The organism is Limosilactobacillus gorillae (assembly GCF_001293735.1).
In the GTDB taxonomy this organism is placed as follows: domain Bacteria; phylum Bacillota; class Bacilli; order Lactobacillales; family Lactobacillaceae; genus Limosilactobacillus; species Limosilactobacillus gorillae.
In genome coordinates this window covers 1-11,724 of sequence record NZ_BCAH01000008.1, presented here as the reverse complement: position 1 = coordinate 11,724, position 11,724 = coordinate 1, and the positions used below count along the sequence as shown (strand labels likewise).

The following is an 11,724-nucleotide window of genomic DNA, read 5'->3' as shown; positions in this document are numbered from 1 at the left end:
AAGAAAGGGAAAAGGTCAAGAAAAGAAGCACCGTAGGTGCTTGAGTGGGGGCTTTCCTCCCATCACTAAAGTGACGGGTATCCAGCCCATAATATATCAATGAACAGTAATTATTTTGGAGAAGGAAGAAAAATTAATGGAGCAACTCTTTGAACATACCTCAATTCGCCGGCTTTATTTTACCCTGGCCATGCCGGTTGTTTTATCAATGGCCGTCACCCTTATCTACAACATGGTCGACACCTTCTTCGTCGCCCAGACTCAAAATCCAGCCCTGGTCGCTGGGGTTTCCCAGGGGGCGCCCGTCTTCACCCTCTTAATCGCGATCGGTGATATCTTTGGGCTTGGGGGCTCATCGGTAATCTCACGTCTGTTTGGTGAACAGCGCATTCAAGAGGGCCGTAACGTTTCTGGCTACTCCTTTTACGCCGCTTTAGCCTGTGGTGTTATCGTCACAGCCTTAATGCTGATCTTTAAGACCCCGGTCCTGCACCTCTTAGGAGTTAGTCAAAGTACTTGGAAATATGCCGACCAGTACTACACCGTGATGGCCTGGGGCGCAGCATTTATCGTCTTTGGCCTGGCACCAACTAATATTATGCGGACCGAAGGGCTGGCCGTTGAATCAATGAAGGCCTCGATGACTGGAACCGTCATCAACATCATTTTAAACCCAATCTTTATCTTCACCTTCGGCCTGGGAGCAGCTGGGTCAGCCCTGGCTACCGTTGCCTCTAATATCATCGGGGACCTCTTGATGATCTACTACCTGAAAATTAAGTCCCAAAAACTGACCATTTCAATCAAGGAAACTAAGATTTCCTGGGACTTAAAACGCCAAATTTATACCATCGGAATCCCGGCCAGTATTACTAACGTGATGGCCACCATCGCCATGGCCCTGACCAACCGCTACCTAATCTCCTATGGGCCTGATTCGGTGGCTGCTATGGGGATCGCCCTTAAGGTTTCGATGATTATCAACATGATCTTCATTGGCTTTGCCTTCGGGGCCCAACCGCTGATTGGCTATGTTTACGGCGCCAAGGATCAACGCCGCTTCCAGGCGGCCCTGCGTTTTGACCTCCTTGTCGTATGCGGGTTCGCCCTCGTGATGACGGTGGTAATGTTCCTTTTGGCCCCAATGATCATCACCTGGTTCATGAAGGATCCAACCGTTGTCAGGGAAGGCGCTGTTATGGTTCGCTGGCTGGTTAGCTCTTCAACTCTAGCTGGACTCGTACTCGTCTTCACGACCGTCTTCCAGTCGATGGGAAAGGCCGTTCCCGCCCTACTCCTTTCAATCGCTCGTCAAGGGGTAATCTTTGCCGTTGCGATTATCATCTTAGCCTACTTCTTTGGCTACCAGGGTATCATCGCCGCTCAGGCGGTAGCTGACCTCCTAACGGCCCTTTTAGCCATCGGACTATTTGCCCATTACCGCCCCCGCTTTTAGATTTAGCTGAAATAACAACGCCCTTCTGCACTCAGTTTGAATGCAGAAGGGCGCTACTATTTTATTTAGAAATTACTTTATTCAGTGGCTGCTTGCAGGGCCAAGGCAAAGTCACCAATCGTGGCCGAGCCGTTATTCTTGGCCATTGGCATCGTAATGTACTCGTCTAGGTTACCAACCTCGACGTAGCCATTCATAAGCTTCTCAAACTCTTTACGAACCTTCTTTAGGAATTCCTCGGAGACCACCCCGCCCCCAAAGACGATTTGAGCTGGCCGGTACATCAAGGTCGTATCCAAAGCAACTTGGGCCACGTAGTACGCCATGATATCCCAGACGTGGTCGGTCAGTGGCACATCCTTCCCCGGCTTACCCAAGCGGGCGTCAAAGGTTGGACCAGCTACCAGGCCTTCTAGACAGTCGTCATGGAACGGGCAGATACCCTTGAAATCTAGGTCATCAGGGTGGCGTTTAACACGAATGTGACCCATTTCGGTGTGGCCCATCTCACCGACAAAGTGGCCGTCGATCACGGCCCCGCCGCCGACACCAGTCCCAATCGTATAGTAAACCAGGGAGTGAATCCGACGGTTAAATAGGGTGGCCATCAAGTACTCACCGTAGGCTGAACCATTGACGTCAGTCGTCCAGGCGATTGGTACATTCAAGGCCTTCTTGATTGGGCCAACGAAGTCGACGTTCGCCCAACCCGGCTTTGGCGTGTTGGTGATGTAGCCATACTTTGGTGAGGAACGACGAATTTCAATCGGGCCAAAGGAGGCGATCCCAATCGCTGCTAAGTTTTCAAACTGCTTGAAGTAGTCGATAATCTTGCTCAGGGTTTCCTCCGGCGTAGTGGTCGGGATGTGAACGGAATCCTGGATTTGGTAGTTGGTATTTCCAACGGCACAAACAATCTTTGTCCCGCCGGCTTCAATCGATCCTAATAACATAGTCATGGTACGCTCCTTTTTAGTCATTGATTTCTTTTTTCAGCTGCTGCCCGATTGCTTCGTAGCCCGGCTTCCCCAGCAGGCCAAACATGTTTGTCTTGTAGGCTTCCACCCCGGGTTGGTTAAACGGATTGATCCCGTTTAAGTACCCCGAAATGGCCATTGCGACTTCGAAGTAGTAGATCAGGTAGCCTAGGGTGAACTCGTCTTCCTTGGCGATGTTAACGGTCATGACCGGGACGCCCCCAGCGGTGTGGGCCGCTACCACGGCCCGGTAGGCCTGCGTGTTAACCCAATCAATTTCCTTGCCTTCCAGGTACTTGAGCCCGTCCAGGTCGCTCTTCGCGCTTGGGACCGGCAGGTTGTGGTTCGGTTCGGTCAGCTTAACGACCGTTTCCATTAGGTTCCGGCGCCCTTCTTGGATGTATTGGCCGAGGGAGTGCAGGTCGGTGGTGAAGTTGGCACTTGATGGGTAGATCCCCTTTTGGTCCTTCCCCTCTGATTCACCGGCCAGCTGCTTCCACCATTCGGCCAGCATGGTCATGTTCGGTTCGTAGTTTTCCAGCAGTTCTGTCGTGTACCCCTTCCGGTACAAGATGTTCCGGTAAGCCGCGTATCGGTAGGCCGCGTTGGTCGTCAGGTCCGGGTCCGTGTAGGTGGCGGCTGCCTTGGCGGCGCCGGCCATCAACTGGTCGATGTCCGCCCCAGAAACGGCGATTGGCAAGAGGCCGACGGCCGTCAGGACCGAGAAGCGACCACCGACGCCGTCCGGAATCACGAAGGTTTCCCAGCCCGCGGCGTCCGCCTCGGTCTTCAGGGCCCCGCGCTGCCGGTCAGTCGTGGCATAGATCCGCGCGTTGGCGCCGGCTTCCCCGTACTTCGCTTCCAAGCGTTGCCGGAAGACCCGGAAGGCAATCGACGGTTCCGTGGTGGTCCCGGACTTTGAGATCACGTTAACCGAGAAGTCACGGTCGCCGATCAAGCGAAGCAGGTCGGCTAAGTAGCTGGAGGACAGGCTGTTGCCGGCAAAGAGCACTAGCGGCTGCTTCCGGTCGGCAGGGGCCTGGGCCTGGTAAAAGGAGTCATGCAAGAAGTCGATCGCCATCCGGGCCCCCAGGTAGGAGCCCCCGATCCCGATCACCACTAAGACTTCGGAGTCCGCTTGGATCTTTTTCGCCGCCTGTTTGATCCGGGCGAATTCGGCCTTGTCGTATTCCGTTGGCAGGTGGAGCCAATCGCGGAAGTCCGCCCCGGCCCCAGTCCCGTCACGTAACTGGCGGTCAGCGGCGGTTACCATCGCCTGCATCTCGGCCAGTTCGTTTTCGTGGACAAACTTCTTTAAAGCACTTGCGTCAAAGCTTAATGTTTCCATCTAAGAGTCACTCCTTAACATATCTCAATTTTGCACCCTCATTTTATGAAAGCGCTACCTCAATTGCTCGATTCTAATCATAGCCTGCTTTGCCGATCATGTAAACCGGTTTGTATAAATTTTACAAAAAAAATTCCCCCGCTCATTACGGCGGGGGAATAATCATTGGTTAAGCAGTTGTTCCATCAACCAACTTGACTGGCAAGGTTTTGTACTGGTCGGTAACTTCACCCGCTATCTTCTTCAAGAGCATTTCGACGGCTACTTCGGCCATCTCTTGAATTGGCTGTTGAATAGTGGTTAATTCTGGTAAGAGCAACCGGGTCATGTCAGCACCATCAAAGCCAATCACCTTAAGATCTTCTGGGCAGTGGCGGCCAAACTCCTTAGCCGCTGTCATTACCAGACGGGCGTTAGTATCGTTGTCAGCAAAGACCCCGTCAACGTCGGGGTGATCACGGAAGATCTGGCGAATTACTTCAAGCTTTTGGTCCTCGGGCTCATCAAAGGGAACCTGATAGACGATTTCCTGACGCTTGTTTTGCTTCATTAAGTCACGGTAGGCACTCTCACGAGCCTGGTTAGGCGAAGCAAACCCACCCGGATAGTTAGTATGGGCGATCACCTGGCAACCATCGTCTAAAAGACGCTGAGTTGCCAGCCGGCCGCCCTCGTAGTTATCAACCGAGACTACCGGCACTTGGTTAGAAACAATCCGCTCGATCGAAACAATCGGCAGGCTGGTCTTATGATAAACCGGGATTGCGGGGTTATGAGCCCCAACGATCAGGCCGTCTAGCTGACGGTCCAGCAGTAGTTGTAAGTAGTCCTCTTCTTTTTGGGAGTTGTTCTCACTATTCCCCATCACTGCCCGATAACCGGCATTGTAGAGACACTTTTCGAGGGCCGCCTCCAATTGGGCGAAGTAGGGGTTGTTAATCGTTGGGAAAATCAGGCCAACCAGCATTGTCTCTTGCTTATAAAGCTGACGGGCAATTGCGTTGGGGCGATAGTTAAGGTCCTCCATGGCTTGATGAACCTTATCGATCGTCTTTTGACTGAGGTAACCCCGGTGGTTTAACACCCGGGAAGCGGTGGCTTTGGAGACCCCCGCCAGGCGGGCTACGTCATCTAATTTAATCTTTTTGTTCATCTTCTTTCGCGTCCTTCCACCAGAGTTTGATCAGGGCTTGGGTGCCCTCATTGCCGTGACCAATGTCCACAAGCTGTTGGTAAAGTTGTTTTGCGACTTGGGTGGCCGGAAGTTCCAGCCCCATTCGGTCGGCTTCACTCAGGGCAATCTTTAAGTCCTTTGCAAAGTGCTTAATGAAAAAGCCCGGGGTATAATCATCACTTAAGATTCGTGGGGCGTAGTTGGTCAGGCTCCAGTTTGCTGCTGCTCCACCACCAACAGTCTTCACCACGGTAGCTAAATCAAGTTTAGCCGCCTTAGCGTAGGCCAACATCTCGGTCAGACCAGTCATCGTGCCAGCTACCATAATCTGGTTAGCCATCTTAGCATGCTGACCAGCACCAGAGGTCCCAAAGTAGTTAACGTCGTGGCCCAGCTGCATAAAGATTGGCTTTAGCCGCTCAAAGGCGATCCGGTCACCACCAACCATTACGGTCAGCGTCCCCTCCTTGGCCCCCCGGTCACCGCCAGAAACCGGAGCATCTAAGACTCCGACCTCCCTTGGTGCTGACTCGCGAATCCTTTTTTCTAACGAAGGGGCGCTGGTGGTCATATCGACTATTACCTGGTCGGGCTTAACCGCCGTCAGAATTCCATCATGGCCAAAGTAGGTTTGTTCAACATCCCTTGGAAAACCCACCATTACCATCACAATCTCGCTAACCCGGGTTACTTCAGCCGGGGATGCCGCCCAATTGGCCCCAGCGTCTAGCACTGCTTGAGCGTGAGCCTTGGTTCGATTGAAGACCGTCACCTGGTTACCGGCCTTCAGTAAGTTCTTAATAATCCCGGTTCCCATTACGCCGGTTCCAATAAATCCAATCTCCATATCCTTCGCCGTCCTTTACTAACCATGGTAACTAGTTCCTTTTCAGTTGAAAAGTATTTTATTAAAAAAGAGCATAGCAGGAGCCCTTTGTACCTTCCTGTCACGCTCTACATTAGTCAAATCTGATTAACCGGTTGAAGGTCTTACTTTTCAGCCAGAGCGGCTTCAACCTGGTCCTTAGTTGGAATTGAAGGCATAGCGCCCATCCCTTGAACTGTAATGCTGGAGGCCCGTTGTGCATAAGTTATTGCCGTGGCCAAGTTTTCCAGTGACGAGGTTAGTTGGGAAACTAGGGCCCCGATGAAGGTATCACCGGCAGCAGTTGTGTCAACAGCCTTCACCTTAAAGGCCGGAACGATGCCACTCTTGCCGTTGTGGTTGAAGTAGGCACCGCGGCTACCCAGTGTTACCAAGGTTGTCGCCACCCCCTTGGCCCGGAAGTAATCGGCCGTCTTGACTAGATCTTCCTCACCATTAATTTCGATCCCGGTTAAGAGGGCACTTTCGGTTTCATTTGGTGCAATTACGTCAGTTACCGCTAGCAGACCCGGTAGAATTTCCTTAGCCGGAGCAGGGTTCAAGACCGTAGTTACCCCGTGCTCCTTGGCCATCTTAAAGGCGGCCAGGGTTACCTCTTGCGGCGTTTCAAACTGACTAACCAAAAAGTCAACCTCATCCCACAAAGCATCGGTCTTGGCCAGGACATCAGTAGTCATGGCCTGGTTAGCCCCACCATACACCATAATATCGTTTTGACCATTGGCATCCAGAGTCACCAAGGCCGTCCCGGTCCCGTGACGAACATCGTTCCCCACAAATTGGGTGTCCACACCGTCTTCTTGCAGAGCTTCACGCATGAAGTGGCCTTCGTTATCAGCCCCGACCATCCCGATGAAGGTCGTCTTAGCCCCGGAGCGAGCAGCAGCCACGGCCTGGTTGGCCCCCTTCCCACCAGGTGCGGAACTCTTATCGGTAGCCGAAAGGGTTTCGCCTGGTTCTGGGAACCGGGCAACGTGGTAAGTCGTGTCGACGTTGATACTTCCAAGAACGGCGATGTGGTTAGTCATAATGATTCCTCCTCAAAGGTATGCTGTAAATAATTATAATGCATCTTAAATTAGTAAATCGTTTTACGATCCTTAATCGCTATATAGTATAGCGGGTTTGTAAACCGGTTACAAGTCCCCGACTAGAAAAGCTTGTAAATCAAGGGCCATCATTTTCAAATAAAAAAGCCCCAAACGATCTGCCTTGACCGCCCGGGACCCGTCACGTGAAACATCACGCTACGAATTAATTTTCGGTGAGTTTTCGTTCCAAGTAGTGGGCCAAGCGATCCTTAGGGTATAGACCCGTCACCTTTTCCTTGGCAACCCCTTCCTTGAACAGAACCAGGCTAGGAATACTCATCACCTTATATTTGGTGGCCATTTCCTGGTCCTCATCAATATTGAATTTAACGAACTTAATCCGATCACCATATTCGGTCTCTAACTGGTCCATGACCGGTGCCATCATTTTGCAGGGTCCACACCACGGAGCCCAAAAGTCAACCACCGTTATTGAACCATCAATTAGCTCGTTAAAATTATCCTTGTGTGCCACTTGTGCCATCTTTCTTCCCCCCATTTTGTTTGGTCGAAGAAGTCTCACGCTTTCCCCGGCGCAGGAAGTGTATCACCATCGTAAGGGCAAACACCAGTAAAATGAAAATCCCGAAGATCCCCGAAGGTATTTCAATATCAATTGCTGGGATCGTTAGGAACAATTTAACGGCAATGACAGCAATTAATACATAGGCCATCGGCTCCAGTTCTGGAATCTTACGCATCAAGCGCATGATGAACTCGGCAATCCCCCGCATGCACAAAATCCCCATTAACCCCCCGATCAAAACGATCACCGGATTATCAGAGACGGCTAAAGCCGCTAAGACTGAGTCGACTGAGAAGACAATATCAGTAAACTCGATTTGAGCCACCACGGCCCAAAAGCGTTTGCGACCGGTTAATTGGCCGATCCGTGAGTTTTTCTTATCCTTGTGCAAGGACTTCTTACCAAAGAACTTAACGTGGAAAAAGCGGTAGGCCATGTACATCAGGTAGGCAGCCCCGATCGCCTTGATTTCCCAGAAGTGAATTAAATAGGTCCCGATCCCGATCACCAAGAACCGGAAGACATACGAGCCCCAAATTCCGTAAAAGAGCGACATTTCTTGCTCTTTTAAGGTTGGTAAGACCCGGGTCTGGGCGGCTAAGACAACCGCGTTATCGACGGAAAGTAAACATTCCATCATCACCAAGGAAAGGATAATTAGCCAGTCCTGCCCGGAGGTAATCACCGTAGCCCAGTTCTGTAAGTCGAAAAACGGTCCGTAGAGATTCTCAATGAGTGACAATTAATTACGCACGCTCCCCTATTTTTATCTTTGCAACTAGCGTACTTTCATTCTATCAAAACTGGGGAAAATCGTCAGGGATTTTCGCCACGATTCGCTCACGTTTTAGCGAGAAAGGTACCACTAGCTCTTGGGCAACCCCGTGGAGATACATTCGCGGTGCACTTTGCGTTCCATAAAGGGGGTCACCAACAATTGGGCACCCGGCAGCAGCTAGGTGCACCCGCAGCTGGTGGGTCCGGCCGGTTTCCAGGTTTAAAACCACCAGCGCCCTTCCACCATTGGTAGCAAGGGTTCGGTAGTGGGTTCGGGCAGCCTGGGCGTTTTGGCCGTTGACCATCCGCTTACGCACGTCAGTTGGGTCCTGCCCCAGCGGCAGGTCCCAGATTCCACGCTTAGGGTTGGGGATCCCCGCTACCAGAGCAAGGTAGTCACGGTGGATTTCCCTGGTGCTGATCAGGCGATCTAAGATTGGTACCACAATTGGGTTCTTGGCTACGATCATCGCCCCGCTAGTCTCCTGGTCGAGACGGTGAACCATGTAGGCGGCGTCGGTAGTTCCCATTAGGTAGCCGGATACCAGGTTCATCAAGGTACCAACCTCGCCTTCCCGGTTAGGGTGGCTCTTAATACCGGCTGGTTTGTTAACCACCAACAGGTCCCGGTTTTCAAACAGGACCGTCAGCGGTCCTTGCTCCGGTACGTAGGACGATTCCGGAGTACGAAACTCATCGCCCGTAAAATTTAGCGTGATTACATCACCGGCCCCAACCGCTTTAGAGACCGGCCGGTACTCGTTATTAACAAGGACCTGCCGGCGAACACGTAGGAAGTGGACCACGCGCTTGGGCAATAGCCACTGACGCTGCAATAGGTGGCGTAAGGGCGTTGCCTCTTGATCTAAATTCAGCCGCTCTTCAATTTGCCATCGGTATTCCATCACTATTCCCCCTTTTAGGCCATTGTAACCTAGATCAGGTGATTAGCAAACTGTTGTTGTATAATGGGGGGAAGCTAAGTAAAAAAGGGGTGGGGATATGTTAAGTTCCGTCAAGTTTAATGAGCATAGTTACTGGGTGTCGGTCTTTGAGCCCCTGCCTCACGAACGCGACGAACTCTTCGAAAAATACGAAGTGACCAGTGACCTACTTGATTACGCCATTGACCCCTACGAAAAGGCCCGAATCGAAATCGACCGGGAAGCCGGGATCACCCTTCTGATTTTTGACGTCTACGTCTCCAATCACGAAGTAGCCACCCCTCAAACCGCCCCGATCGGGATTATGCTAACTAAAAACCACGTCCTGACCTTTACTAACGCCCACACTAACTTTGTCAACGGGATAATTGCCGAGCAACTTAAGCGGTTACAGGCTCACGGTGAGATTGCCACCCGCTACGACTTTATTTTGCCAATCCTCTATCGGCTTTCCACGGCCTACTTCACTCCGATTCGTCAGGCCGATCAGAAGCGCCAGAAGATCCAAAATAACCTCCGGCGCCGGACCGAACGTTCAGCGATCACCGAGTTTATGGAACTGGAAACTGGGCTGGTCTATATTCTAACCTCCCTCCAGGGGAATGTCTCCTTACTCCAGGAATTCAAACGTCGCTTTGGCCACCGAATGAGCGTCGATCAACAGTCCGACCTAGACGACGTCATCATTGAAGCCCAACAGGGGCTAGAGATGGCCCAAATGACTTCGGACGTGACAGCACGGGTTTCGGACGCCTACAGTAAGGTCTTGGATTCCAACTTGAACCAGACGATGAAGTTTTTGACTGTTTACTCGATTATTTTATCGATTCCACCGATCGTGTCGGGCTTTTACGGGGAAAACGTTAAATCACTCCCCTTTGCTAATAACGATTTTGCCTGGCAGATCACCATTATTATCACCCTAATCATGATGGCGCTCTCGGTCTGGCTGGTATTTAACAAGCGCTGGTGGCGATAATTTTCGTTTTTTCCGGATAACTTAACTTTTAAGTAATTGAATCGTTCGGTTCCAAGTGGTAAGATACGATTATCAAATTAAAAAACGTAAGTGCCTGTATAATCGCCGTGATATGGACGGCAAGTATCTACCTTCAGCCGTAAACTGAAGACTATAAGCAAAAATGAGCGGGCTTTCGTGGGCTCGCTTTTTTATTTGGGTTGCTTGCGGGGAGGAATCTTTTGAAACTTTCACCGTCAATTACCTACACCGACCGCTTTAAGGCCGCGTCAACCACCTTCTGTCACCGTCTGATCTTAGGTTTTCAGCACCTGTTGGCCATGTACTCTGGTGATGTATTGGTGCCGCTTTTGATCGGAACCTATCTGCACTTTTCCACCACGCAGATAACCTACCTGGTCTCTATTGATATCTTTATGTGCGGGATTGCCACCTTGCTTCAGTTAAAACGCACCGCCCTGACTGGGATTGCCTTACCAGTCGTCTTAGGGTGTGCCGTCCAGGCCGTTACGCCCTTAGAATCGATCGGCGGGAAGCTTGGAATTGGTTATATGTACGGTGCCATCATTTGTTCGGGACTGTTTATCTTCTTGATCGCTGGTATCTTTGCTAAGCTAAAGAAGCTCTTCCCACCGGTGGTGACGGGATCTTTAATCACGATTATTGGCTTCACCCTGGTACCAGTCGGTTTCCAAAACCTCGGTGGTGGTGACGCTACCGCTAAGTCCTTTGGTTCCCTAAATAACCTCTTGATCGGGCTGGTGACGATTGTGATCATCGTCTTGATCAATTGCTTTGCCAGGGGCTTTTTGAGGTCAATCGCTATCCTATTAGGAATTCTCCTCGGTTCCCTGTTTGCTGGCGCCTTGGGAATGGTTTCATTAAGTCCAGTGGCAACCGCCGCCTGGTTCCATGCTCCACAACTATTCTACTTTGCCACCCCGCGGTTTAACTCCAGTGCCATCATTACCATGATGCTGGTTGCATTAACCACGATGATCGAATCAACCGGAGTTTATTTTGCCTTAAGTGACGCTACCAATACCAAGATTACCGGTAAAGACATGGCCCGCGGTTACCGGGCCGAAGGAATCGCTGCCATCCTAGGGGGACTGTTCAACACCTTTCCGTACTCGACATTCTCCCAAAACGTCGGCGTCTTGAAGATGTCTGGCGTCAAGACCAAGCAGCCGATTTACTACGCCGCCGTCCTCTTGATTTTATTGGGACTTTTACCAAAGGCCGGCGCCCTTGCCACGATTATTCCTACCCCCGTCTTGGGAGGCGCTATGATCGTCATGTTCGGAATGGTCGGGGTTCAGGGGGTTCAAATCCTACACCAAGTTGACTTTACTAAGGGGGCCAACTTGATGGTTGCCTCGCTTTCAATCGGCCTGGGACTAGGAGTAACCGTCTACCCGCAGATCTTTCAGCAACTGCCAACTGAAGCCCAAATTATCTTGGGTAACGGGGTGGTAGTTGGTTCGGCAACCGCCGTCATCTTAAACCTAATCCTAAACCACCAGGACTTCTTTAAGAAAAGAAGCAACTAAATATCAAAAAGGC

11 protein-coding genes and 1 riboswitch are annotated in these 11,724 nt (G+C 51.2%); of the genes, 3 read left to right on the top strand and 8 right to left on the bottom strand.

All coding sequences use genetic code 11. From position 1 onward, the window contains the following. Window positions 1–136 precede the first annotated feature (136 nt). Complete coding sequence (locus tag AOQ57_RS01475) at window positions 137–1,456, top strand: MATE family efflux transporter (protein ID WP_093624508.1); 1,320 nt, start codon at window positions 137–139, stop codon at window positions 1,454–1,456. Between the two features lie 77 nt (window positions 1,457–1,533). Here the strand turns inward: AOQ57_RS01475 and scrK are convergent, their stop codons facing one another. The 8 genes from scrK to AOQ57_RS01435 all read right to left on the bottom strand — a co-directional run bounded on the left by scrK (window position 1,534) and on the right by AOQ57_RS01435 (window position 9,140). After that, on the bottom strand, window positions 1,534–2,409 hold the full coding sequence (gene scrK, locus AOQ57_RS01470; RefSeq protein ID WP_093624506.1) for a fructokinase ScrK: 876 nt from the start codon (window positions 2,407–2,409) through the stop codon (window positions 1,534–1,536). A gap of 19 nt (window positions 2,410–2,428) precedes the next feature. After that, window positions 2,429–3,781 carry a glucose-6-phosphate isomerase gene (locus AOQ57_RS01465; RefSeq protein WP_093624504.1) on the bottom strand — a complete coding sequence of 451 codons (1,353 nt, stop codon included), beginning with the start codon at window positions 3,779–3,781 and terminating at the stop codon, window positions 2,429–2,431. A 169-nt stretch (window positions 3,782–3,950) separates the two neighbouring features. Beyond that, window positions 3,951–4,934 carry a LacI family DNA-binding transcriptional regulator gene (locus tag AOQ57_RS01460; protein ID WP_093624502.1) on the bottom strand — a complete coding sequence of 328 codons (984 nt, stop codon included), beginning with the start codon at window positions 4,932–4,934 and terminating at the stop codon, window positions 3,951–3,953. Further along, entirely contained in the window at window positions 4,918–5,802 is an 885-nt protein-coding gene (locus AOQ57_RS01455; protein WP_093624500.1) for an NAD(P)-dependent oxidoreductase, read from the bottom strand. The genes AOQ57_RS01460 and AOQ57_RS01455 overlap by 17 nt, the downstream gene beginning before the upstream one ends. A 143-nt stretch (window positions 5,803–5,945) precedes the next feature. Further along, window positions 5,946–6,869, bottom strand: coding sequence for a ribokinase (rbsK, locus tag AOQ57_RS01450; RefSeq protein WP_093624498.1), 924 nt, complete (start codon window positions 6,867–6,869; stop codon window positions 5,946–5,948). Between the two features lie 226 nt (window positions 6,870–7,095). Next, on the bottom strand, window positions 7,096–7,416 hold the full coding sequence (trxA, locus tag AOQ57_RS01445) for a thioredoxin (RefSeq protein WP_093624496.1): 321 nt from the start codon (window positions 7,414–7,416) through the stop codon (window positions 7,096–7,098). Continuing rightward, window positions 7,391–8,200, bottom strand: a complete 810-nt coding sequence (locus tag AOQ57_RS01440) for a TerC family protein (RefSeq protein WP_093624494.1) — start codon at window positions 8,198–8,200, stop codon at window positions 7,391–7,393. Before AOQ57_RS01440 ends, trxA begins: the two co-directional genes overlap by 26 nt. 55 nt (window positions 8,201–8,255) lie before the next feature. Beyond that, the gene (locus AOQ57_RS01435) at window positions 8,256–9,140 is read right to left on the bottom strand and encodes an RluA family pseudouridine synthase (RefSeq protein WP_093624492.1); all 885 of its coding nucleotides are present in this window, start codon (window positions 9,138–9,140) and stop codon (window positions 8,256–8,258) included. Between the two features lie 97 nt (window positions 9,141–9,237). Here AOQ57_RS01435 and AOQ57_RS01430 point away from each other — a divergent pair, with 97 nt between their 5' ends. Together AOQ57_RS01430 and AOQ57_RS01425 are read left to right on the top strand one after the other, a co-directional pair. Beyond that, window positions 9,238–10,158: a magnesium transporter CorA family protein gene (locus AOQ57_RS01430; protein WP_093624490.1), complete on the top strand. Its 921-nt coding sequence runs from the start codon at window positions 9,238–9,240 to the stop codon at window positions 10,156–10,158. A gap of 74 nt (window positions 10,159–10,232) precedes the next feature. After that, window positions 10,233–10,332, top strand: a riboswitch (purine riboswitch). A gap of 65 nt (window positions 10,333–10,397) precedes the next feature. Further along, the gene (locus AOQ57_RS01425) at window positions 10,398–11,711 is read left to right on the top strand and encodes a nucleobase:cation symporter-2 family protein (RefSeq protein WP_268871483.1); all 1,314 of its coding nucleotides are present in this window, start codon (window positions 10,398–10,400) and stop codon (window positions 11,709–11,711) included. Window positions 11,712–11,724 lie beyond the last annotated feature (13 nt).